Annotated in this window: 23 protein-coding genes; 16 read left to right on the forward strand and 7 right to left on the reverse strand. The window is 67.0% G+C overall.

Annotated elements, in window-relative coordinates; genetic code table 11:
* Window positions 1–74 precede the first annotated feature (74 nt).
* The 9 genes from AS031_RS16920 to AS031_RS16960 all read left to right on the forward strand — a co-directional run bounded on the left by AS031_RS16920 (window position 75) and on the right by AS031_RS16960 (window position 9590).
* Complete coding sequence (locus AS031_RS16920; protein WP_058269325.1) at window positions 75–2117, forward strand: PTS mannitol transporter subunit IICBA; 2043 nt, start codon at window positions 75–77, stop codon at window positions 2115–2117.
* Window positions 2117–3280: a mannitol-1-phosphate 5-dehydrogenase gene (locus AS031_RS16925; protein WP_058269326.1), complete on the forward strand. Its 1164-nt coding sequence runs from the start codon at window positions 2117–2119 to the stop codon at window positions 3278–3280. Before AS031_RS16920 ends, AS031_RS16925 begins: the two co-directional genes overlap by 1 nt.
* A 224-nt stretch (window positions 3281–3504) precedes the next feature.
* Complete coding sequence (locus tag AS031_RS16930) at window positions 3505–4449, forward strand: siderophore ABC transporter substrate-binding protein (RefSeq protein WP_058269327.1); 945 nt, start codon at window positions 3505–3507, stop codon at window positions 4447–4449.
* 17 nt (window positions 4450–4466) lie between these two features.
* Window positions 4467–5474 (forward strand): ABC transporter permease, encoded by a 1008-nt coding sequence (locus AS031_RS16935; RefSeq protein WP_074447008.1) that lies wholly within the window; start codon window positions 4467–4469, stop codon window positions 5472–5474.
* Complete coding sequence (locus AS031_RS16940) at window positions 5467–6504, forward strand: iron chelate uptake ABC transporter family permease subunit (RefSeq protein ID WP_082642038.1); 1038 nt, start codon at window positions 5467–5469, stop codon at window positions 6502–6504. Before AS031_RS16935 ends, AS031_RS16940 begins: the two co-directional genes overlap by 8 nt.
* Entirely contained in the window at window positions 6501–7262 is a 762-nt protein-coding gene (locus tag AS031_RS16945) for an iron ABC transporter ATP-binding protein (protein WP_058269328.1), read from the forward strand. The genes AS031_RS16940 and AS031_RS16945 overlap by 4 nt, the downstream gene beginning before the upstream one ends.
* A gap of 89 nt (window positions 7263–7351) precedes the next feature.
* On the forward strand, window positions 7352–7843 hold the full coding sequence (locus AS031_RS16950; RefSeq protein ID WP_082642042.1) for a GNAT family N-acetyltransferase: 492 nt from the start codon (window positions 7352–7354) through the stop codon (window positions 7841–7843).
* A gap of 51 nt (window positions 7844–7894) precedes the next feature.
* Complete coding sequence (locus AS031_RS16955) at window positions 7895–8335, forward strand: MarR family winged helix-turn-helix transcriptional regulator (RefSeq protein WP_058269399.1); 441 nt, start codon at window positions 7895–7897, stop codon at window positions 8333–8335.
* A gap of 28 nt (window positions 8336–8363) precedes the next feature.
* Window positions 8364–9590 carry an MFS transporter gene (locus AS031_RS16960; RefSeq protein WP_058269330.1) on the forward strand — a complete coding sequence of 409 codons (1227 nt, stop codon included), beginning with the start codon at window positions 8364–8366 and terminating at the stop codon, window positions 9588–9590.
* A gap of 81 nt (window positions 9591–9671) precedes the next feature.
* On the opposite strand, the gene AS031_RS16965 is transcribed toward AS031_RS16960, so the two are convergent.
* The 3 genes from AS031_RS16965 to rraA all read right to left on the reverse strand — a co-directional run bounded on the left by AS031_RS16965 (window position 9672) and on the right by rraA (window position 13689).
* Window positions 9672–11111: a sugar porter family MFS transporter gene (locus AS031_RS16965; RefSeq protein WP_058269331.1), complete on the reverse strand. Its 1440-nt coding sequence runs from the start codon at window positions 11109–11111 to the stop codon at window positions 9672–9674.
* A 319-nt stretch (window positions 11112–11430) separates the two neighbouring features.
* On the reverse strand, window positions 11431–13095 hold the full coding sequence (locus AS031_RS16970; RefSeq protein WP_058269332.1) for an MDR family MFS transporter: 1665 nt from the start codon (window positions 13093–13095) through the stop codon (window positions 11431–11433).
* 108 nt (window positions 13096–13203) lie between these two features.
* Complete coding sequence (gene rraA, locus AS031_RS16975) at window positions 13204–13689, reverse strand: ribonuclease E activity regulator RraA (RefSeq protein ID WP_058269333.1); 486 nt, start codon at window positions 13687–13689, stop codon at window positions 13204–13206.
* Window positions 13690–13813: 124 nt separating this feature from the next.
* On the opposite strand from rraA, the gene AS031_RS16980 reads away from it, so the two are divergent.
* From AS031_RS16980 to AS031_RS17005, 6 genes are all read left to right on the forward strand, one after another.
* Complete coding sequence (locus AS031_RS16980; protein ID WP_058269334.1) at window positions 13814–15091, forward strand: MFS transporter; 1278 nt, start codon at window positions 13814–13816, stop codon at window positions 15089–15091.
* A 138-nt stretch (window positions 15092–15229) separates the two neighbouring features.
* Window positions 15230–15838 carry a TetR/AcrR family transcriptional regulator gene (locus AS031_RS16985; RefSeq protein ID WP_058269335.1) on the forward strand — a complete coding sequence of 203 codons (609 nt, stop codon included), beginning with the start codon at window positions 15230–15232 and terminating at the stop codon, window positions 15836–15838.
* A gap of 288 nt (window positions 15839–16126) precedes the next feature.
* Window positions 16127–17326, forward strand: a complete 1200-nt coding sequence (locus tag AS031_RS16990) for an NAD(P)-dependent malic enzyme (protein WP_058269336.1) — start codon at window positions 16127–16129, stop codon at window positions 17324–17326.
* 122 nt (window positions 17327–17448) lie between these two features.
* On the forward strand, window positions 17449–17952 hold the full coding sequence (locus tag AS031_RS16995) for a DUF456 domain-containing protein (protein WP_058269337.1): 504 nt from the start codon (window positions 17449–17451) through the stop codon (window positions 17950–17952).
* Between the two features lie 41 nt (window positions 17953–17993).
* Entirely contained in the window at window positions 17994–18368 is a 375-nt protein-coding gene (locus AS031_RS17000; RefSeq protein WP_058269338.1) for a nuclear transport factor 2 family protein, read from the forward strand.
* A gap of 46 nt (window positions 18369–18414) precedes the next feature.
* On the forward strand, window positions 18415–19389 hold the full coding sequence (locus AS031_RS17005) for a hypothetical protein (protein WP_058269339.1): 975 nt from the start codon (window positions 18415–18417) through the stop codon (window positions 19387–19389).
* On the opposite strand, the gene AS031_RS17010 is transcribed toward AS031_RS17005, so the two are convergent.
* Complete coding sequence (locus AS031_RS17010; protein ID WP_058269340.1) at window positions 19386–20033, reverse strand: LysE family translocator; 648 nt, start codon at window positions 20031–20033, stop codon at window positions 19386–19388. The genes AS031_RS17005 and AS031_RS17010 overlap by 4 nt on opposite strands.
* 106 nt (window positions 20034–20139) lie before the next feature.
* Here AS031_RS17010 and AS031_RS17015 point away from each other — a divergent pair, with 106 nt between their 5' ends.
* Entirely contained in the window at window positions 20140–20595 is a 456-nt protein-coding gene (locus tag AS031_RS17015) for an Lrp/AsnC family transcriptional regulator (protein WP_074447009.1), read from the forward strand.
* A 14-nt stretch (window positions 20596–20609) separates the two neighbouring features.
* Here the strand turns inward: AS031_RS17015 and AS031_RS17020 are convergent, their stop codons facing one another.
* From AS031_RS17020 to AS031_RS17030, 3 genes are all read right to left on the reverse strand, one after another.
* A complete protein-coding gene (locus AS031_RS17020) occupies window positions 20610–21287 on the reverse strand; it encodes a hypothetical protein (RefSeq protein ID WP_058269342.1) in 678 nt (225 codons plus the stop codon).
* Window positions 21284–22750, reverse strand: a complete 1467-nt coding sequence (locus tag AS031_RS17025; protein WP_058269343.1) for a WXG100 family type VII secretion target — start codon at window positions 22748–22750, stop codon at window positions 21284–21286. Before AS031_RS17025 ends, AS031_RS17020 begins: the two co-directional genes overlap by 4 nt.
* A gap of 68 nt (window positions 22751–22818) precedes the next feature.
* Window positions 22819–23277, reverse strand: coding sequence for an Lrp/AsnC family transcriptional regulator (locus AS031_RS17030; RefSeq protein WP_176716564.1), 459 nt, complete (start codon window positions 23275–23277; stop codon window positions 22819–22821).
* Between the last annotated feature and the right edge of the window lie 214 nt (window positions 23278–23491).

Raw genomic sequence — 23491 nt, forward strand, 5'->3', positions numbered from 1 at the left:
GTTCCACCAGCAGTACGTCGTCGTCAGTATCGGACCATCCTGCGGAGCAGCAGGACGAACGGTTAGGAAATCACATGGCAACAGAGACAGTTGCAAAACCCCGCACCAGCGCTCGGGTGCACGTCCAGAAATTCGGGACGTTCCTGTCCGGAATGATCATGCCCAACATCGGTGCCTTCATTGCCTGGGGCCTCATCACAGCCCTCTTCATTGAAAAGGGCTGGTTGCCGGTTCCCCAGCTTGGCGGCTTCGGTGAGACCGACGGGAAGCCGAACATCGGCCTCGTGGGACCTATGATCACCTACCTGCTGCCGCTGCTGATCGGCTACACCGGCGGCAAGATGGTCTACGACGTCCGCGGCGGCGTGGTGGGAGCCATCGGCACCATGGGCGTGATTGTGGGCGCCGGCATCCCGATGTTCATCGGCGCCATGATCATGGGCCCGCTGGGCGGCTGGACCATGAAGAAGATCGACTCCCTCTGGGACGGCAAGATCCGGCCCGGCTTCGAAATGCTGGTCAACAACTTCTCTGCCGGCATCTGGGGCGCGCTGCTGGCCATGCTGGGCTTCTATGCGGTTGCTCCGGTGGTCTCAGGGTTCAGCGCAGGCGCCGGCAACGTGGTGCAGTTCCTGGTCAACAACGGCCTGCTGCCGCTCACCAGCATCTTCATCGAGCCGGCCAAGATCCTCTTCCTGAACAACGCCATCAACCACGGCGTCCTCACTCCGCTGGGCGTCCAGCAGTCGCTGGAGCAGGGCAAGTCAATCCTCTTCCTGCTCGAAGCCAACCCCGGCCCGGGCCTGGGCATCCTGCTGGCCTACATGTTCTTCGGCAAGGGCGCGGCCAAGGCTTCCGCCCCGGGTGCTGCAATCATCCACTTCCTCGGCGGCATCCACGAGATCTACTTCCCGTACGTCCTGATGCGCCCGCTGCTCGTCCTGGCCGCCATCGCCGGCGGCATGACCGGCATCGCCACCCTCGCGGTCACCGGTGCCGGCCTTGTGGCACCGGCAGCTCCGGGTTCCATCTTCGCCGTACTCGCCCAGACCTCCCGTGACAGCTACCTCGGGGTGATCCTCGCGGTCCTGCTTGCCACGGCTGCGTCCTTCCTGGTGGCTTCAATCATCATGAAGACCACCAAGCACAGCGACGAGGGCGACCTCAACGCTGCAACGTCACGCATGGAGGAGATGAAGGGCAAGAAGAGCTCCGTCTCCTCGACGTTGACCGGCGCGGGCGCGGGCGTGGGCACCGCGGTCCTGGCCGGACCCATCCGGAACATCGTGTTCGCGTGCGACGCCGGGATGGGCTCCAGCGCCATGGGTGCATCAGTGCTCCGGAACAAGATCAAGGCGGCCGGGTTCCCGGACGTCAAGGTCACCAACTCGGCCATCGCCAACCTCAGCGACACGTACGACGTCGTGGTCACGCACCAGGACCTCACCGAGCGTGCCAAGCCGGTCACCTCCAGTGCCGCGCACTTTTCGGTGGACAACTTCATGAACAGCCCACGCTACGACGAGATCGTTGACCTGGTCAGGGAGAGCAATACCGAGGGCGGAACGTCCGACGCCGGCCACGCAGCCGAGCCCGGCATCGGCACCTCCGGCGGAGCTGCCGCAGCAGGCGGGGCAGCTGCCGGAGCGGCAGCGGGCACCGCTGCAGCACCCGCAGGCGGCACGGGCGAGATCCTGGCCCGTGAGAGCGTGGTCCTGACCGGCAGCGCCACCAGCCGTGACGCCGCCATCGACGAGGCGGGCCGCCTCCTGCTGGCGCGCGGCGCCGTGGACGAGGGCTACATCGCCGCCATGCACGAACGCGAGGAATCCGTTTCCACCTACATGGGCAGCTTCCTCGCCATCCCGCACGGCACCAACGCTGCCAAGGACCACATCCGGAAGTCGGCCGTCTCGGTGATCCGCTACCCGCAGGGCATCGACTGGAACGGCAAGGAGGTCAAGTTCGTGGTGGGCGTGGCAGGCGTGAACAACGAACACCTGCACATCCTGTCCTCGATCGCCAAGGTATTCACCATCAAGGAGCAGGTGGCCCGGCTTGAGGCGGCCACCACGGAGGACGAGGTCCTGGAGCTCTTCGGGAAGGTCAACGCATAGTGAAGGCTGTACATTTCGGTGCCGGTAACATCGGCCGCGGCTTCGTGGGGCTGCTCCTGCACAACGCCGGCTACGAGGTGGTGTTCGCGGACGTCGCCGAGGGGCTGATCGCCCAGCTGGCCGCGGCGGACAGCTACGCGGTCCACGAGGTGGGTGAGAACCCCGCCGTGCAGACCGTGGACAACTTCCGCGCCCTGAACTCCAACACCCAGGAAACGGAACTGATCAAGGAAATCGCGACGGCGGACATCGTCACCACAGCCGTGGGGCCGCACATCCTGAAGTTCGTGGCCCCGGTGATAGCCCGCGGCATCGCCGCCCGCGAGCCCGGGCTGGCACCGCTGCAGGTGATGGCGTGCGAAAACGCCATCAACGCCACGGACATCCTGGCCCGGGAGGTGGGCTCCCGTCCGGAGGCCGCCGGCGGGGCGCTGGAGGACAAGGCAATCTTCGCCAACACTGCCGTGGACAGGATCGTGCCCAACCAGGACGCCGGGCAGGGCCTGGACGTCACTGTGGAGACGTTCTTCGAATGGGTCATCGACCGCACCCCGTTCGCCGGCTCGGAGCCGAAGATCCCCGGTGCCACCTTCGTGGACGAGCTTGCGCCCTACATCGAGCGGAAGCTGTTCACGGTGAACACCGGCCACGCTTCGGCAGCGTACTTCGGGTTCGAGGCGGGCCTCGAGAAGATCTCCGACGCCATGGCGGACCAGGATGTGGCCGAGGACGTGCGGGCTGTGCTGGAGGAAACCAAACAGTTGCTGGTGTCCAAGCACGGGTTCAGCAGCGAGGAACAGGAAGCCTATGTGCAGAAAATCCTGGCCCGGTTCACCAACCCGCACCTGCCGGACACCGTGAACCGGGTGGGCCGTGCCCCGCTGCGCAAGCTCAGCCGGCACGAACGGTTCATTGGGCCGGCGGCTGAGCTGGCCGAACGCGGTGTGGTTCCCGAGGCACTCCTGGGGGCCATCGCCGCCGCACTGCGGTTCAACGACCCAGCCGACGCCGAGGCCACCGAACTGGCCGGAATCCTCGCTTCGGAGACCGCGGCGGACGCCACCGCACGGATCACGGGCCTAGAGCCGGGGCATCCGCTCTTCAACGCAGTCTCCACGCTGGTTGAGGAGCGGCAGGCAGAGGTGGCCACCGCCTCCGCCTGATTTCCTGACCGGCGCACCCCGCCGTCCCACGGCACCGACGTACTGCACGCGATCGACGAACTGCAGAAGGGCGGCGCCGGCACTGACCCCAGTGCCGGCGTCGTCCTTTTTGCTGTGATCTCTCCCACAAAGCCTAACAAAACGCAAAGGTAAGGCTTTCCTTACTTGTAGGCTCTGGACTATTAGGCAACGAAGTTGTGACGTATTACGAGCGGAGAATCATCGTGAAAAAGAGGCTGTCGAGCTATCTGGGGGCACTGGCGGCAGGGGCGGCCCTCCTGACAGTAACCGCGTGCGGGGGTAACGCAACCGCCACGCCCGCGGCGGAAACCTCCACCATCACCGTTGAGCACGCGCAGGGCAGCACGGCCAACGTCCCGGTCAACCCGGAAAAGGTCTTCACGTTCGATCTCGGCGTCCTGGACACCATGGATGCCCTGGGCGTTGAACCTGCCGGTGTGCCGGAAGCCGCCTACCCGGACGCGCTGAAGAAATACTCCGACGCCAAGTACACCAAGATCGGTTCCCTGAAGGAGCCTGATTTCGAAGCCGTCAGCGCGGGCGACCCGGACCTCATCATCATCTCCGGCCGCACCGCCGGAGCCTACGAAGAGCTGAGCAAGATCGCCCCCACCATCGATCTTTCCATTGATGCCGCCAAGCCCATGGGCAGCTTCAAGGAGCAGGCCGGAAAGCTGGGGACCATCTTCAACAAGTCAGGCGAGGTTGAGGAGAAGCTCGCGGCCGTGGACACCACCGTGGCCGACACCAAGGCCAAGGCCGCAACTGCAGGCAAGGGCCTGATCGTCCTGACCTCCGGCGGCGAGGTGACGGCCTATGGCGCCGGATCCCGCTTCGGCATCATCCACGACGTGTTGGGCGTCCCCACCGCCGCCGACGTAAAGTCCGAAGGCTCCCACGGCGAGGCCATCTCGTTCGAGTACATCAAACAGGCCAACCCGGACCTCCTCTACGTGATCAACCGGGACACCGCCATCGGAACTGAAGGCGCCGCCAACCCCATCCTGGACAACGAGCTCGTCCAGTCCACCAACGCCGCCAGGAACGGCAAGGTCATCAACCTTGACCCCGCAGGCTGGTACATCGTGGGATACGGACTGAACAACGTCAAGGCCATGGTGGACGCCGTGGCCGGCTCCGTCGCCTAACCCCACCGGGCTTCAGTATGACCATCACCGCCGCGCGCCCCCAGGCGCCGGCAACCCGCAGCCAGGCCCGCCACTACGCGGGCCTGGCTGCCGCCGCAGTTGCCGTCCTGGCGCTCGCCGCCGGAAGCATGTTCGTGGGTGTCAGCGACGTCTCGCTCCCGGCGCTGCTCGCGGGGGACGCGGGCACCGTGGACATCTTTTGGATCTCCCGCGTGCCCCGCACCCTGGCAGTGCTGCTCGCAGGCATGGCGGTGGCAGTGGCCGGGCTGATCATGCAGCTCATGGCCCGGAACCGCTTCGTGGAACCCTCCACCGTGGGTACCGTCGAGTCCGCCACGCTGGGCATTTTGGTGGTCACGGTCCTGGCCCCGGGCGCCCCCATTTTGGCCAAGATGCTGGTGGCCAGCGCTTTTGCACTGCTAGGCACCGCCCTGTTCCTGGCGATCCTGCGGCGGCTGCCCGCCAGGAACACCCTGCTCATCCCGCTGGTGGGCATCATGCTGGGCGGCATCATCGCCGCCGTCACCACCTTCTTCGCCTACCGGTACGACCTGCTGCAAACGCTCAGCAACTGGATGATCGGCGACTTCTCCGGAGTGCTCCGCGGCAGGTACGAGCTGCTCTGGATCGTCGCGGCACTCATGCTGGTGGGCCTGCTCGCCGCAGACCGGTTCACCGTTGCCGGGATGGGGCAGGACTTCACCACCAATCTGGGCCTGAACTACGCCCGCACCATGAGGCTGGGGCTGCTCATTGTCTCGCTGATCTCCGCCGTCGTTGTCACTACCGTGGGCGCGGTGCCCTTCCTGGGCCTGGTGGTGCCCAACATCGTGTCCCTCATCTTCGGTGACAACCTCCGCCGCGCCGTCCCCTGGACCGCCCTGTTCGGGGCGGCGTTCGTGCTGATATGCGACATCATCGGCCGGACCATCCGGTATCCCTACGAGGTTCCCGTGGGAATGGTGATGTCCGTGCTGGGTGCCATCCTCTTCCTTGTCCTGATCCTGAGGAAACGCAATGCCTAAGGCCCCCGCCCTCACTTCCCCGGCCCCCGTCGAGTCCGCCGCGACCCCGGCGCGCGGCCCGCTCCGGCGCCGGCTCCGGAACGCTTCACCCCAACTGGTGGTGGGTGTCCTGCTCGCGGCGACGGCCGCCGCGGTCCTCTTCTTCCTGTTCTTCGAACTCAAGGGCAACGTCGGCTACATCCTGCCGCGCCGCGCCATCAAGGTCTCCGCGATGCTGCTGGTGGCCGTTGCGGTGGGCGTGTCCACGCTGCTGTTCCAGACCGTGACGGCCAACCGCATCCTGACGCCGTCCATCATGGGCTTCGACTCGCTGTACATCCTGGTGCAGACCGTCATGGCCTTTGCCCTGGGTGCTGCGGCCGTGGTGACCGCCCCGCCCACGCTGCAGTTCGGCGTCGAGGTGGTGCTGATGGTGGCCTTCAGCGCCCTGCTGTACCGCTGGATGTTCACCGGCGCCACCCGCTCGCTGCACCTGCTCCTGCTGGTGGGCGTGATCCTCGGCAGCCTGTTCCGTGGCTTCTCCTCACTGCTGCAGCGACTGATGGAACCCAGCGAGTTCATCATCCTGCAGGACCTGTTCTTCGCGTCCTTCAACAACGTGGACCCCTCCCTGCTGGGCGTCGCGGCGGTGATTGTCGCCGTCGTCTGCGGTGCCGTGTGGCGGGCCCGGCACACCCTTGACGTGCTGGCGCTGGGACGGGACGTGGCCATCAACGTGGGCGTGGACCACCGCAGGGTGGTGATGCGCGTGCTGCTGGCCTGCTCGCTGCTGGTGGCCGTCTCCACCGCGCTGGTGGGGCCGGTGACGTTCTTCGGCCTCCTGGTGGTGAGCCTCGGCTACCAGCTGTGCCGCGGTTTCAGCCACGCCTGGCTGCTGCCCATCGTGGTGCTGATCGGCGCCATCGCGCTGGTGGGTGGCCAGCTGGTCCTGGAGAAGGTCTTCGGCTTCGGCACGGCGCTCAGCGTGGTCATCGAGTTCACCGGCGGCATCCTGTTCCTCTACCTCCTGCTGAAAGGCTCCCTCAAATGACCATCGCGGTCCGCAACGTCTCCAAGAGCTATGGCGGCCAGACGGTCCTCGACGACGTCAGCTGCGAAATCCCGCAGGGCGGCATCACTTCGATCATCGGCCCCAACGGCGCCGGCAAATCCACCCTGCTGTCACTGATCAGCCGGCTGCAGCCGCTGGGCTCCGGCGCCGTGTCCGTCGGAGGGCTCGATATCGCGTCCACGGACAGCCGCCGGCTGGCCCGGACCATGGCCATCCTCCGGCAGGAGAACCACCTCACCATGCGGCTCACCGTCCGCGATCTGGTGGCCTTCGGCCGGTTCCCCCACTCGGGCGGACGGCCCACCGTGGAGGACCTTGCCACGGTGGAGGAGGCCATCGCCCACCTTGACCTGGCGCCCATGGCGGACAAGTTCGTGGACGAACTCTCCGGCGGCCAGCGGCAGCGGGCCTTCATTGCCATGGTGCTCGCGCAGGACACGCAGTACCTGCTCCTGGACGAACCGCTGAACAACCTGGACATGAAGCACTCCGTGGAGATGATGCGGCTCCTGCGCCGCCTGGCCGACGACTTCGGCAAGACCATCGTGATCGTGGTCCACGACATCAACTTCGCCTCCTGCTACTCGGACACCATCCTGGCCATGAAGGACGGCCGGCTCATCCACCAGGGCAGCCCGCGGCAGATCATGCAGCAGGCCATGCTCCGCGACGTCTACGACATCGATATCCGCATCGAGGAGATCGACGGGAACAGGATCGGCGTCTACTTCACCTGACGCGCCCACTTGCGGTGGCTATCCCCGCAACGCGCGCCCACCCGTGCAAGGCTGGGCAGGTGAGTGAAACCGCTGGTGCCCCGGAACCTCTGCTGACCGCCGACGTCGAGCGCGGGACTTTCCGCCTCCGCCACGCCACGCGGGCGGACCTGCCCGCCATCGTCCAGCTCCTCGCCGACGACGCGCTGGGTGCCGGCCGCGAGGCGGGCCAGGACATGGAACCTTACGGGCGGGCCTTCGACGCGATCGACGCCGACCCGCGGCACCTGCTGGTGGTCGGCGAGTTGGTGCCGCACGGCGAAGCGGCGGGCGCAGTGGTTGCCACGTTCCAGCTGAGCTTCCTGCCCGGCATCTCGCGGCACGGGGCGTGGCGCTCGCAGATCGAGGGGGTGCGCGTGGCCACCTCACTGCGCAGCCTGGGCCTGGGCAAGCTGATGGTGGAGTGGGCCATTAACGAGTCCCGCCGGCGGGGCTGCGCCCTGCTGCAGCTGACCACACACAAGAGCCGCGGGGCAGCCCACCGCTTCTACGAGCGGCTGGGGTTCGATGCCAGCCACGAAGGCATGAAGCTCGACCTCTAGCCACCCGTCCGCATTGACTGTTAGGTACCCTAAATGTTAGGGTTCCTAATGATGACGACAAATGATTCCCGCCTCGAGGAGCTTGCCTCGGGGTTTCGTGAAGCCCTCCGCCAGAGTGTCTACTTCGTCCGCCGCCTCGACGCCGACGGGGACCTCAGCGCCGCCCAGCTCAGCACACTGAAGATGCTGCTCGGCGACGGCGTCCGCGTGGGGGAAATTGCCCGGAACCTTGGCGTCCGGGTGCCCAGCGCCACCGAGCAGATCATCAAGCTCGAACGTGCCGGCCTGGCCCGCCGCGAACCCGACCCCGCCGATTCCCGCGCCGTGCGCGTCATGCTGACGCCCGAGGGCCGCGCCGCCGTCGAGTCCGCCAACCAGCGCCGCAACGCCGTGATGGCGGACATCCTGGCCTCGCTCACCGAGCAGGACCGGGAAGCGCTGGCGGCCGCGCTGCCCGTCATCGACAAAATCAACGCCTACCTCCAGAACTGACCCAAAGCACAATTTAGGAGCATCCTCCATGGACGGCCAGCTCGCAGAAACCCTGCCGGCACCAGAAAACACCCTCCAGGCCGAAAAGGCCTCCTTCCTCAAACAGCCAAAAGCTGTCTGGGCCACAGCCCTCGCCGCGGTCTTCGCGTTCATGGGCATCGGGCTGGTGGACCCCATCCTGCCCGCCATCGCCACCAACCTGGACGCCAGCCCCAGCGAGGTCTCGCTGCTGTTCACCAGCTACTTCCTGGTCACCGCGCTGGCCATGCTGATCACCGGTTTCGTTTCCTCACGCATCGGCGGCAAGAAGACCCTCCTGATCGGGCTCGCCATCATCGTGGTGTTCTCCTCGCTCTCCGGGCTGTCCGGCAGCGTGGGTGAGCTGGTGGGCTTCCGCGCTGGCTGGGGCCTGGGCAACGCCCTGTTCGTGGCCACCGCCCTGGCGGTCATCGTGGGTGTAGCCAGCGGGGGCGCCGGTACCGCGATCATCCTCTATGAGGCCGCACTGGGCCTGGGCATCTCCCTCGGCCCGCTCCTGGGCGCCCTGCTGGGCGGCTGGCAGTGGCGTGCCCCGTTCTTCGGCACGGCGGTGCTCATGGCCGCCGCCTTCATCGCCCTGCTGACGCTGCTTCCCAAGACCCCGCTGCCCGAACGCAAGGTCCGCCTCCGCGACCCGCTGCTGGCGCTGGGCCACAAGGGATTGCGCACGACGGCGGCCAGCGGCTTGTTCTACAACTACGGCTTCTTCACCATCCTGGCTTTCACCCCGTTCATCCTGGGGATGGACGCCTACGGCATCGGCGCGGTGTTCTTCGGCTGGGGCGTGGCGGTTGCCGTGTTCTCCGTGTTCGTGGCGCCGGTCCTGCAGAACCGCTTCGGCGCCGTCAAGGTGCTGACCGGCACGCTGTTCGTCCTGCTGCTGGACCTGGCCGGGCTGGGACTGGCCGCCGGGCACTCGGTTTCTGCCGTCGTCGTCCTGGTCATCGTGGCGGGCGCCCTGCTGGGCATCAACAACACCGTCTACACCGAACTCGCCATGGGCGTGTCCGATTCGCCGCGTCCGGTGGCTTCCTCCGGCTACAACTTCGTCCGCTGGATGGGCGGCGCCCTGGCACCCTTCCTGGCAGCCCAGCTGGGCGAGCACTTCGGCCCCCAGGTGCCGTTCTACGCCGGTGCCGTGGCCATGGCAATCGCCATCCTGGTGGCGTTCAGCGGCCGGAAGTACCTCACTGCCCACGAACCGCACCTGGTGTAACCCAAACCAACACAAGGAAAGCCTCCTGCGCACCAAGCGCAGGAGGCTTTCCTCGTCCCGGGTCAGGCCCGGGGTGGCGCATCAGCCCTTGGCGGATCCCTTGGCCACGAACAGCGTCTCCGCCTGTTCCAGGGACATGCCGTTGGTCTCCGGCACCTTGAACATCACGAAGAAGAAGGATGCCGCCGCGAACAGCGCGTACATGGCATAGGTCAGCGGCAGGGAGCCGGCCGCCATGACCGGGAAGCTGAGGGTGATGGCAAAGTTGGCCACCCACTGGGCAGCGGCGGCCAGGCCCAGGGCGCGGGCGCGGATTTTGGACGGGAAGATCTCGCCCAGCAGCACCCACACCAGCGGTCCCCAGGACGCGCCGAAGCTGACCACGAACACGTTGGCGGCCACCAGGGCCACCGGACCCCAGGCGCCGGGCAGGGTGATGTCCTCGCCGGAACCGGTGGCGGAGCTGAAGGCCACCGCCATGATGCCCAGTGAAACGGCCATGCCCACGGACCCGGTCAGCAGGATGGGGCGGCGGCCCACCCGGTCCACCAGCGCGATGGCCACCAGGGTCACCAGGATGTTGGTCACGGCGGTGCCCACGGAAATGGCGAGTGAATCCTCTTCCTGGAAGCCCACGGCCTTCCACAGGGTGGTGGAGTAGTAGAAGATCACGTTGATGCCCACGAACTGCTGCAGGACGGAGAGGATGATGCCGATCCAGACCACGGCCTGCAGGCCAAAGGTGCTGCCGCGCAGCGAGCCTTTCTGCCCGGCAATCTTGTCTTCCTCGATGGCATCCCTGATTTCGCGGATGTGGCGGTCGGTGTCGTCCGACGGGGCGATGGCGTCGAAGATCTTCCGGGCGTCGTCCTCCTTGCCCTGGAACACCAGGAACCGCGGGGACTCAGGCAGCGTGAAGGCAATCCAGCCGTACGCCACCGCAGGAACGGCGGCGGCCAAGAACATCCAGCGCCACGCTTCGATGCCCAGCCAGAACGCCTGGTCGGCACCGCCCGCGCTGGTCGCGAGCAGCGCATCGGACAGGAGGGCCGCGAAGATACCGGTGGTGATGGCCAGCTGCTGCAGGGACGCCAGCCGCCCGCGGACCTGCCGCGGCGAGATCTCGGAAATGTAGGCCGGGGCAATGACTGAGGCGAGGCCGATTCCCAGCCCGCCCACCAGCCGCCAGAAGATCAGGTCCCACACGCTGAACGCAAAGCCGGTGCCGATGGCGCTGACCAGGAACAGCAGTGCGCCGAGCTTCATGGCGGGGATGCGGCCGTAACGGTCGGCCACCTTCCCGGCAAGGTAGGCGCCCGCCGCGCAGCCCAGCAGGGCGACGGCGACGGCAAAGCCGGTGACGGCCTCGGACAGGGCAAATTCACCCTTCATGGCATCCACGGCCCCGTTGACCACGGACGAGTCGAAGCCGAAGAGGAAGCCCCCCACCGCTCCCGCAAGTGCCAGCCAGATCACCCGCCGCGGTATGCGGGTGTTGGTCTGCTCCTGTGCAGTGGGCATGGTTCTCCCTGGGTTTGGGGTTTGGTGGATGTGCGCGGACGTCGTCGGCTGCGGAACCGGCGCTGATGGCCAGTGTACTTACCGTAGTGTTCCATGCCACGCCGCCCCGTTCCAGTTGAAGCCGGCCACGGCAGCCGGTTGCGGGGGCACCGGGCGGAGGTGTACGACGGCGGCGCGGGCCGCCGTCGTACACCTCTTTCTTGCGCTCCGCAGCCGGGCAGGAACAGCGGAACCCTCCCGCTGGTGCAGGAGGGTTCCGGATAGTGCCGCCACTGGTGGGCGCGGGTGGGGGGTTTGACGCCCGGATGTGAGCGGGCGTTTAGTGGGCGGGGACCTGCAGGTCGTTGTCCTGCGGGGGAGCGGCATTGGGGTCCGTCAGCTTCTTCTTCGGCAGCGCGAGGCTGATGAGGAAGGCCAGCCCGGTGAGGGCGGCGGCGGTCAGCATGACGGCGTCGATTGAATCGGCGAAGCCCTCGGTAATGGGCCGGGTCAGCGTGCTGTTGGCCGTGTGCAGCCAGCTGGTGTCGTTCAGCGAGTCGTTGGACGCGCCGTTCTTGAAGAAGTCATACAGCTTGGCGTTGGCGGGGTCCGCGGCCACAGCCGGGTCCTTCAGGATGGCCAGGTACGCGGCGTCGGCGGTGGCGGACTTCATGCCGTCCGCGATCTTGTCCGCCGCCAGGCTGAACAGCATGGAGATGAACACGGCGGTCCCCACGGCGCCGCCCATGGACCGGAAGAACGCGGCGGAGGAGGTTCCCACGCCCATGTCCCGGGGCGGCACGGAGGTCTGCATGGCCAGGGTGAGCGGCTGCATGCAGAAGCCGAGCCCCACGCCGAAGAACACGGCAATCAGTCCGGGGACCCACAGGCCGGTGTCAACGTGGAGGGAGAAGCCCATCACCAGGGCGGCCGCCGTAAGGATGCCAGTGCCCATGATGGGGAAGATGCGGAATGTGCCGGAGGCGGAGATGGTCCGCCCGGCGGTAATGGACCCGAAGAGGATGCCCACGGTGAAGGTGATCATCATCAGGCCGGCCTCGGTGGGGGTCAGGCCCTTCACGAGCTGCAGGTACATGGGCAGCATTGCGATGGCGCCGAACATGCCGATGCCGATGATGAAGTTCAGCAGCGAGGACAGTCCGAAGGTGATGTTCCGGAACAGCCGCAGCGGAATGAGCGCGTAGTCACCCGCCCGCTTCTCGGCCAGCAGGAACCAGGCGATGCCCAGCACGCCCAGGCCGTAGCAGATGAAGGAGTTGGTGGACGTCCAGCCCCAGGAGCGGCCCTGCTCGGCCACCAGCAGCAGCGGGACGATGGCCACCGTGATGGCCGCCGCGCCCCAGTAGTCGATCTTCTGCTTCAGGTGCTTTGCCGGCAGGTGGAGGAACAGGAACACCACCACCAGGGCGGCCAGGCCGATGGGGACATTGATGAAGAACACCCAGCGCCAGCCGTCGAAGCCCAGGATGTTGGCCGAACCCGCGAACGCGCCGCCCACCACCGGCCCCAGCACGGAGGAGATGCCGAACACTGACATGAAATAGCCCTGGTACTTGGCGCGGTCCTTCAGGGAGACGATGTCCCCGATGATGGTCAGCGCCAGTGCGAGCAGGCCGCCGGCACCCAGTCCCTGGATGCCGCGGGCCAGCGCGAGTTCGGTCATGGAGTGCACGGAACCGGCGTAGACCGAGCCCACCAGGAAGATGGCGATGGCGGTCAGGTAGAGCGGCCGGCGGCCAAAGATGTCGCTTAGCTTCCCGTACAGCGGGGTGCTGACGGTGGAGGTGATCAGGTATGCGGTGGTGGCCCAGGCCTGGAGCGAGAGCCCGTCCAGGTCATTGGCGATGGTGTAGATGGACGTGGACACGATGGTCTGGTCCAGCGATGCCAGGAACATGCCCAGCATCAGGCCCACCATCACGGTGACGATCTGGCGCTGCGTCAGGGTCTCTCCGGCGCCGCGCGTGGCAGGGGCTGTGGACATAGGTGCTCCAAGGGGAAGAAAAGGGAAGTCAGCATTGATAGTTGCTTTCAGTAACTATCTTACCTTCAGTTCCATTCCCGGAGCCGACCTATTTTCCGGCGGCCGGTGTTACTGCTCCACCAGGATGCCGTCCGGATCGCACCAGATCATGGCGCCCGTGCGGATGGTCACGCCGTCAATCACCACGTCAACATCCACTTCGCCGGCGCCGGCCTTGGCACTCTTGCGGGGGTTGCTGCCCAGCGCCTTCACGCCAAGGTCCAGTGCCGCGAGGGCTTCGCGGTCCCGGACCGCGCCATTGATGACGACGCCGGCCCAGCCGTTTGCCACGGCGCTTTCGGCGATCATGTCCCCCATCAGGGCCGTGCCCAGCGAGCCGCCGCCGTCCACCACCAGCACGCTGCCGTTGCCCTCGGTGGCCAGCGTGGACTTCACCAGCGCGTTGTCCTGGAAGCAGCGGATGGTCCTGGCCTTCCCGGCGAAGTGCGACCGGCCGCCCAGGGACTGGAACTGCAGTGCCACGGAGGCCAGTTCGTCTCCGCGCTCGTCGTACAGGTCCGCGGTGTTCACGGCAGGGGTGGAAGCGGCAGTCATGTGGTTCTCCTTCGAGCCTCGGTGTGCCGTACCGGAAAGTCCCGCCCGCGTGCGGCACAGACGGCGGGCAAGGCCCACGATAGTCTGATTTCCAGCATCAGCACCTGCCCCGGGGGAACAAGATATGAGCCTGTCCAACACGCCGGTCCCGCCGGACCTTCCGCGGACCACGACGGCGGCGCTCGCCGAGCCGACGCAGCGGGTCACCGCGCGCTGGGTCACCGGGCTGGTGCTGGTCAACGTGGGCATCAACGCCGCGTTCTTCGGGCCCATCAATGTCTTCATCGGCCAGCAGGCCATCAGCATTGATTCGCCCAGCAAGGAAGCCATCCTGTCCCTGGTTACAGCCTGCGGTGCCGCAGTCTCCCTCGTGGCCAACCCGCTGTTCGGCGCCCTGTCTGACCGCACCACGTCGCGCTTTGGGCGCCGAGCCCCCTGGGTCCTGCTGGGAGCGGTGCTGGCCGCGGCCGCCCTGCTGGCCATGTCCGTCTCGGCGTCGGTGGCGCTGATGGTGCTCTTCTGGTGCCTGGTGCAGCTGGGTGCCAACGCGGCCTACGCGGCCATTTTCGCCGCCGTCCCGGACCGGGTTCCGGTCCCGCAGCGTGGCGGCGTGGGCGGGCTGGCGGCCATGGGCCAGACCCTGGGCGTCCTTACGGGCGCCGTCTTCGGCGCTGTGGTCTCCGGCAACTTCATGGTGGGCTACTGGCTGTGCGCCGGGGCCCTGCTGGTCTCCGTGCTGCCCTACCTGTTCCACCGCAACGACCCCGCCCTGCCCAAATCGGAACTGGGCACTTTCAATCTGCGGTCCTTTGCCAAGGGTTTCTACATCAGCCCTGTGCGGTATCCGGACTTCGGCTGGGCCTGGCTGACCCGGCTGCTGGTCAACGTAGGCAATCAGCTCACCATCGTCTACCTGCTCTTCTTCCTCCGCGACATCATCAAGCACGGTGACCCGGCCTTCGGCGTGCTCGTACTCACCGGAATCTATGCGGTGATGGTGATGATCACGGCTGTGATCGCCGGGCCGTGGAGTGACAGGGTTGGCAAGCGGAAACCGTTTGTCATCGGCTCCTCGGCCACGATCGCCATGGCGGCCCTGATCATGGCCTTCTTTCCGGTCTGGCCGGGCGCCCTTGCCGGCGCCGCCGTGCTGGGCATCGGCTTCGGGGCCTACCTTGCAGTGGACTTTGCGCTGCTGACCCAGGTGCTCCCGAAGGCCGCGGACCGCGGCAAGGACCTGGGCGTCATCAATATCGCCAGCTCCCTGCCGCAGGTGATCGCCCCCCTGCTTGCGTTCCTTGCCCTGAAGTTCTTCGGCGGGTACGGCACCCTGTTCACCACGGCGGCCGTCATCGGGCTGTTGGGCGCTGTTTTCGTCGTCAAGATCAAGGGCGTGGACTGACCTTTCCGGCGGTCGGTGGTAAGCCCACTGACGAGTTGCGGCAGCAGGGTGTGCCGTATAGTTGAGGCGGACTGCGGGGCGGTAAGGATGGGGGCGCTCGGCAGCAGCGACCCCAAAAGACAACACCGGAAATTGCTGATGACCGAAACTGCTTCAGACCATCCGCCCATGGCTCCCCGGCCCACCGCTCCCCGCCAGCGCCTTCGATACGCGCGCATGCTGGAAGCCGCCGCGGCCTTTGCCCGCAAGGGCCTGGACAATGTGGACCTGTCAGAAATCGCGGCCAAGGCTGACGTTCCCCTGGGGACCGTGTACCGCTACTTCCCCTCCCCCACCCACCTGGTGCTGGCCCTCTACCGCCACCAGCTCGAGGAGCTGGAGGCGGCCTCGCGGCGGGAATCCGCCCGCTTCCGCGGACGGGCCCTTCCCGGCGTCGTCATGGAAATCTTCCACATGCGCGTGATGCAGCCTGCCGTTGAGCAGTGCCTCAGCCGCGGCGTCTACCTCCCGGACCGGGACACCACGGCGCTGTTGCGGGACATCGACTCCCTGGGGGAGAAGGCTGTTGAGGCGGCGGCAGGCGACGCCGTGGCCGCCCGGGTCCTCCTGCTGGCGGTCACTGGTCTGGTCCAGTCCGTCCGGAACCGCCGCCTGTCCCTGTTCGAGGCCGAGGAAGACCTTAAAAAGGCCTGTGCGCGGCTCTCCCCGGCCGCCCAAGAGCGGTTCACACTTTCCCAGACCGCGTAATCGGTCTAGACCAATAAGGCATTAAATCCGCCTTTATGCCGTGGCGTGCGTCACAAAAAGCGCTGATAAAACCTTTTGTCATGCGTCTGAGGCGTCAAACCTGCCTGAGCAGGCGTGCGCCGTTGCCTACGATGGGGACCACAGGAGCAGCAGGGAGCGACATCCCCACAGCTCTTCCCGGACCCGCCACCCCTGGGTTTCCTGACGCACCATCTTCCCCGCCGGACGTCCGTCACGGACCCGGCCCCATGTGCCGTGGAAGCACGGCGAGCACCAGGAGACAACGACGTGTCCATTGACGCACTCACAGACATCGACAATTCCGCCGCCACCCCGCTGACCGAGGACGAGATTTTCGGCGCCCACCAAGGCGGAAAACTGTCGGTCAGCACCACTGCGCCGCTGTCCAACAAGCGCGACCTGTCCATCGCCTACACGCCCGGCGTCGCCGAGGTCAGCCGCGCCATCCACAGGCAGCCCGAGCTTGCCCGTACCTTGACCTGGGCGGAACGTCTCGTGGTGGTCGTCAGCGACGGCACTGCCGTCCTGGGGCTGGGCAACATCGGCGCCAGCGCCTCGCTGCCCGTCATGGAGGGCAAGTCCGCGCTCTTCAAGACCTTCGGCGACCTGGACTCCATTCCGCTGGTCCTCAACACCAGCGACGTCGACGAGATCGTCGAAACCCTGGTCCGCCTGCGCCCCAGTTTCGGCGCGGTCAACCTGGAGGACATTGCCGCGCCGCGCTGCTTCGAACTTGAGGAAAAGCTCATCGAGGCACTCGACTGCCCCGTCATGCATGACGACCAGCACGGCACCGCCGTCGTTGCCCTGGCCGCCCTCACCAACGCCGCCAAGGTCACCGGCCGCGGACTCGGCGAACTCAAGGTCGTGGTGTCCGGCGCAGGCGCCGCCGGCATCGCCGTCGCAGAAATCCTCCTCGCCGCAGGGATCCCTGACGTTGTCCTGCTGGACTCCAGGGGCGTCATCAACAGCAGCCGCGCGGACCTCGCGGCGGACACCACCAGCAAGAAGGCTGATATTGCCGGCCGCAGCAACCCGCGCAGCGTCACGGGCGGTCCGGCGGAGGCCCTCACCGGCGCCGACGTCTTCATCGGCGTTTCCTCCTCCAAGCTGGATGAGGCACACCTTGCCCTGATGAACCAGGACGCCATAGTCTTCGCCCTGTCCAACCCGGATCCCGAGGTCCTGCCGGAGGTGGCCGCCAAGTACGCCGCCGTCGTGGCCACCGGCCGCAGCGACTTCCCCAACCAGATCAACAACGTCCTGGCCTTCCCGGGCATCTTCCGCGGGGCACTCGACGCCGGCGCCCGCCGCATCACCCAGGACATGAAGATCGCGGCGGCCAACGCCATCGCGGAACTGGCTGCCGAGGACCTGGCCGCGGACTACATCGTGCCCAGCCCGCTCGATCCCCGCGTGGCCCCGGCCGTGACGGCGGCGGTCGCTGCGGCAGCCGAAGCCAAGTAGTCCGCCCGCGGAAATACCACGTCCAAACGCCCGACGGCGGTGCCCCCTTCACGAAAGGAGGCGCCGCCGTCGGGCGTTTGCGCCGTTCCGGGCCGGCCTCCCGGCGACCCTAGACTGGGGCTATGACCTCCGAGACCGTAGTGACCATCCTGTGCGGCCTTGCGATCCTGGTGGGCGTGGCCGGTACCATCATTCCGGTCCTGCCCGGCAGCATCCTGATCGGCGCAAGCCTGCTGGCCTGGGCCATCTGGGGCGGGGCCGGAACGGCAGGCTGGGTGGTGTTCGCCATCGGAACAGTACTGGTGGCGGCCGGAATGGCGGCCAGCGCGGTCCTCACGGGGCGGAAACTCAAGGAGCACGCCATTCCCGGCCGGAGCATCGTGGTGGGCCTGGTGGCAGGGGTGGCGGGCATGTTCGTCATCCCGGTCGTGGGGCTGTTTGTCGGGTTCGCGGCCGGGCTGCTCCTCAGCGAATTCGCCCGCACCCGGAACTTCCCCGCGGCGGGCCGGTCCAGCTGGGCCGCGCTCAAGGCCACGGGGCTGGGGATGCTCGCAGAATTCGGGCTGGCATGCCTGGCTGCCAGCACCTGGGTCATTGGCGTGTGGATAGCCGCCGTCAACGCGTGAGGTGCCTTGCGCTGCCGGTGGCTGCCGCGTAGAACGGGGGGATGACAGGGCCTGCGGCGGCAGCCGCCTTCATCGCGCCATGGATGGACAGGTACCAGGCGGCCTGGGCCAGCAACTCGGCCGAGGATATCCGGGCCCTCTTCACGGAGGATGCGCGGTACGAAACCCGGCCGCACGACCCCGACGCGTGGACCGGGCAGGACGGCATCGTGGAGGGCTGGCTCGCGGCCCGGGACGAACCCCAGGACTGGACCTTCAGCTGGGAGCTGCTGGGAGTGGACGGCTCCACGGCATTCGTGCAGGGCGTGACCCTCTATGCGGGGGAGCAGCCAAGCTACGACAACCTGTGGGTAGTCCGCTTCGACGGATCCGGCCGCGCCGCTGCCTTTACCGAATGGTTCATGGCACGTCCGTAGGCGGCGGGCCGGGAACCGGGCTGCAGGTCTTGGTTAGCATGGAAAGATGAGCGCCGGGGACACTGCACCGATCTACTGGGACGGCCGGGACCTTACGCCCTTTGGGCAGGCGCAGCTGCGCACGCCTGTCCACGACCTGGCAGGCGGCGTCGGCGGTTTGCTGACCGGAGTGCTGGGCGGCCGCAACCCCGCCCTGCTCGCCATCGACGGGGACGTGCCGCGCCTCAAGCGCATGCCGCGGCCGGCCAAGGAGGTGCACGACGCCGTCTTCACCAGCCGTGAGCCGGAGCGGCTGATCATGCTGGCACGCTCCTATCCGGGCTGGGCGGGACTGTGCTACCTGATGTCCGGCCTGCTGGAGTACCAGCACGGCGGCTACCTGCGGGCCTCCGAGCTGCTGCAGCGCGGCCTCACCACCAGGAACGACGACGACGCGAACCGGTACTCCGCCACCTACCTGCGGCGGGTGGTCACCCGGATCGAGGTCGCCGAGCGGGTGGAGGTCCCGGTGCTGTTCAGCGAGGAGTCGGTGTTCCTTGCCCTGGCCCACGCACTGCGCGAAACCGGGCGCACGGAGGCTGCGCTGGACGCACTCACCGGGCTGCCGCCGTCGCTGCCTATGGCACTGGCCAAGTGCACGCTGGCGCTCAGCCTGGGCCGCAGCCGTACGGTGATCGACTGGACCGAGGGGCTTCTGAACGCGGACGACCTCTCTGCCGCGCTGCTGCTGGTCCGCGCCCGGGCGCTCCGCCGGGAAGGCCGGTTCGATGCGGCCCAGCAGGCCATCGGTGAGGTGCTGCGGCGGCGGAAGACGCACCTGGCGCTCCGAAACGACGCCCTGACGGACCGGGCTCTGCTCCTGCTGGAGTCCAGCCGGAGGTCCCTGAACCCGCGCGACTGGGGGCGGCGGCGCGAGGACCCGGTGCCGCAACGGGAGATCGCTGCGCCCATCCCCATCCGCAAAGACGAGGAAATGCGCCGGATCTGGGAACAGGACTGGAAGTCGCTGAGCGAGGACTAGGAACGCCCGGCCAGGAGCGGCAGCAGCTGCTCACCCAGCAGCACCGTCCCCAGCAGCACCATGATGATCCCGCTGGCCAGGGTCACTGCCCGTGCCGCGCCCGGCCTGCTCTGCAGCAGCCTGCGGGACAGCATCGCCACGGCGGTGTAGACCAGGCCGGCCAGCGCCACGAACGTCAGGCCCAGCAGCCCGGACTGCACCGGTACAGGCAGGGCGGCGTCGGCGCTGACGAACTGCGGAATCAGCGCCACGTAGAACAGCAGACCCTTGGGGTTGATGCCGCTGGTGCCCATGCCCTGCAGGAACGTCCGCAGCCGCGTGGCGCCGGCACGTCCCGTGGCATCCGCTGCACTGAACGAGGCGCCCCGCCACGAGCGGAGCGTGCTGACACCAAGCCACATCAAGTACCCGGCGCCCGCAAGCGTCAGCCAGCCCAGCACGCCCGGCATCCCGGTCAGCACCGCGGCAAGTCCGGCCACCAGCAGCGCCGTATGCAGGATGTAGCCGCCGCACAGCCCGGCGACGGCCGGCACGAAGCTCCGCTGTCCCAGCCCTGCAGTGATGGAGTACGCCCAGTCCACGCCCGGGGTGCAGGCGAGGGCGGCGGCCACCAGCATAAAGGCCAGGAACAGCTCCGGATTCATGGTTTCTCCTGTCAGGAATCTTGTCAGGAGTAACTGTAGGAACTTTCGGCCCGGAAGTGCTGTCCGTTTTTCGCGCGGCACGCTCGCCAAGCAGTACGATTTTTGTGTGATTGACGCTATCGACAGGAATATTTTGCGCCACCTCAAGGAGGATGGCCGGATGACTGCCACGGCGCTTGCGGCGAAGGTGGGGCTGACCGTGGCGCCCTGCCACCGGCGGCTGCGCGACCTTGAGCAGTCCGGTGTGATCCGCGGCTACAAGGCGGACATCGATCCCGGCGCCGTGGGGCTGGGATTCGAGGCGATCGTTTTCGTGACGCTCCGCCAGGTGGATCGCCCCACCATGGAAATATTTGAAAACCGGGTGGCGGACAACCCCAACATCGTGGAGGCGCAGCGGCTCTTCGGCTCCCCGGACTACCTGCTAAAGGTCATCGCGGAGGACCTGCCCGCGTACCAGCGGTTCTACGACGCCGAACTGACATCTCTTCCCGGTGTGGAACGGCTGACGTCCACGCTGGTGATGAAGACGCTGAAGCCCAACGCGGGGCCGCCGGTCTAGCCGCCGCCGTTACCCTAAGCCGCCGGGCGGACGTGGACGATGATCACCTGCGTGTCCTTGCCGCCGTCGTACCTGAGGTCATAGTTCACGTCCAGGCCCGTGGCGGTTCCGGAGGTGATGGAGAAGTCGCTCTTTCCCTCGGGGTCGCTTTCGGTGCTGCTGATCCAGCGTTCGGCCGAGTCGGCATCGATCCCGTATCGCTCAACGCCGTCGCGGATCAGGGCGAAGAATTCCTCGGCGGACGCGGCGGTGAGGAAGTACGTGACCTCGCTGAAGTCGGCGCGTTTGTCCGTGGTGTTGAACCGGATCCGGTCCGTTTCGCCGGTGATTTCGCCGTTGGGCGCAACGATGGTCAGGTTGATCTTGCCTGAGCCGCGGGTGTTGATTTCCGGTCCGTAGCTGTCCGGCGTGACCCGGACGGATTCCTTGTCCAGCGTGCCGGAGCTCATGTCCAGCCGCGCGGTCCCGGTGCTGCGGATGGTCTCCACGCCGGCGGCATCGAGGGTGGAAAATTCGGAGGTTTTCACGGTGCTCCCAGCTGTTGGTGATGTCGCGGAGGACGGGGTGGCGGGGTCTGGTGCGGACAGTGTGCAGCCGCCCACCGCCAGGGCGGCGGCGAGGGCGGGGAGAAGGAGTACGACGGCGGGGGCGCGCCTTTGCGGTGCGGGCCCGGCGTTGCGGTTGGGCGTCACTGGTGGACCTCCGCGTCGAAGCCGTCCAGGAAGCGGTCCATGATCTGCGGAATGTTGTTGGTGGGACGGTACTGGTCCACCCGGTCATCGAAGTTGGAGCCGATGATCCGCGCCGCCCGGTCCGGATCCGTGGCCAGCAGGTTTTGGTACGCGGGAAGGGTGTCCTGGCGGATGAGCTCCCACCGCTGGTCCGCATTGGCGATGTTGCCGTCCGGGAAGCCGGTGGTGAAGTCGGTGCGGAACTGCGTGGGGTTCTCCCAGTTGGTGAACGGAACGTTCTGCGGGCCGGGGCTTTCCACGCTGAAGGTGTACGGGAACACCTCCGGATAGCTCCTGGCGCCCGGAATGGACGGCTCCCCGGCCAGCGTGACCATGTAGGTCACGGCTTCCCCGCCGGGATGGCTGCGCATGGTGTCGTAGTCGTCGGCGATGATCTCGTTCTGCTCGCGGTAGAGGAGCGCCGTGTTGCCTTCCTGGATCCGGTCCGGGTCGCCGGAATCGATGTCGGCCCATGCCTGTGCGGTTCCGGCGTCGATGGCGCCGGACTCCTGCAGCCGGTTGATCTCCTCCAACCCGCCGTTAAGGTAGGCCTGGTGCTGGCGGGCCTGGTCCAGGAAGATCTCCTTGTTCATGTCCAGCATGCTGACCTCGTAGAACCGGATCTCCTGGTCAGTCATCCCGGCCAGCTGTTCGATCTGGTCCAGGACCGGCACCGGGATGTTGGCGGCCGGGTTGTTGAGGATCTGTTGGGCGAGGTCGCGCATCATGGCCATGTCGCGGAAGCCGCCGGCGAAGGACGGCCCGATCATGTTGGCCATCCCGGCCCACTGCAGGTCGGGATTGGCCAGGTAGGCCTGGCCGTAGAAGTCGTAGACGCTCCGGATGGTTTCCCAGTTGGCTTCGGTGCCCAGAGAGGTATCCCAGGTGGCGGGGTAGATGCCTATCTCCAGCATCGCCTGGTTGTTCCAGTAGCCGCTGAGGAAATCCGCATATTCCGGGGAGTTCTTGTCGATCAGGCCTGAGTCAGCCGCCGCGTCCATCGCCGCCTTTGCGGCCTCCGGGTTGGCGAGGGCCCACTGCCGGAATTCCTCGCTTTGCAGATAGTCCCGGCGCTCGTCCGGAGTCATGGAGTTCAGCATGTCGGTCAGGTCCTGGGCTGTCCCTCCGCCCGGGCCGCCGGTGCCGCCGCCGGCTCCCTTGCTGGCCTGCTCCTGCTCGTCGGCGTTGGCCAGCAGAGCCTTGGACGCTGCTTCGAGGCCGGAGGTGGCGGACCTGAGGAGCTTGAGGTGGGAGGCGGTCCACTCGCTGCGGAACCTCTCCCCGTCGTGTCCTTTCCAGAGCCCGGAACTGATGGTGCTGTTCAGTTGCTGCCCCAGGGCATTGAGGCGGTTGGCGCCGCCCGCAAGGTCCTTGGCGAGCTGCCGGAGCTGGGCGACGTCGCCGCCGTAAAAAGTTCCCGCCATGTTGTTCCCCCCGTGTGGATGTACGGAGCCAGCCTAGCCGGGATGGTCCGGGGCGGCGATGGGGAGGGCTATCCGTCAAGCAGGCCGGTGGTCCGGTACGGGATGACTTCCCGCAGGAACATGCTGGTGGACGTCCGGACTATGCCCGGGCAGAGCCGGATTTCCTCTGAAACCCGGTAGAGGTCGTCCGGGCTGGTGGCCACCACGCGGATCAGCAGGTCGGTGTCGCCGGCGGGGGCATGGCACTCCAGGACTTCCGGGATGTTCCGGAGGGCCGCGATGGCTTCATTGAGGTGGCTCTGGTCCAGCTCGGCGCTCACGGACGCGGCAACGCCGCGGCCCAGGGCTGAAGGAAGGACCCGGCTGCTGTTGGGCCGCAGCGCACCGCCGGAGGCCATCCGTTCAAGTCGGGACTGCACGGTACCGCGGGCCAGCCCCAGGCGCTGGGCCAGCACCATGATGGGGAGCCGCGGGTCCTCGTCGAGGGCGCGGATGATCCTCTTGTCCGTGGCGTCTAGTTCCTGCAATTTGCCCACTCCCTGCCGATGCGGCATTGCTCGCTTAGTCAGATTGATCAATCGTTCACTCGCCGGTTGCACCAACTGTAGGGCTACTGCTGAAATATTGGCAACAGGGCAGCGGCTACCGCCAAAACCCGCAGGCCGCCGGCCCGCCGGAACACCACCCGGGCGCCGCAGAGTGCTTCCCGCAAGGAGGCCGCCGCTGATTGACTCTTGTTCA

The sequence above is a fragment of the Pseudarthrobacter enclensis genome (genome assembly GCF_001457025.1).
Classification (GTDB): Bacteria; Actinomycetota; Actinomycetes; order Actinomycetales; family Micrococcaceae; genus Arthrobacter; species Arthrobacter enclensis.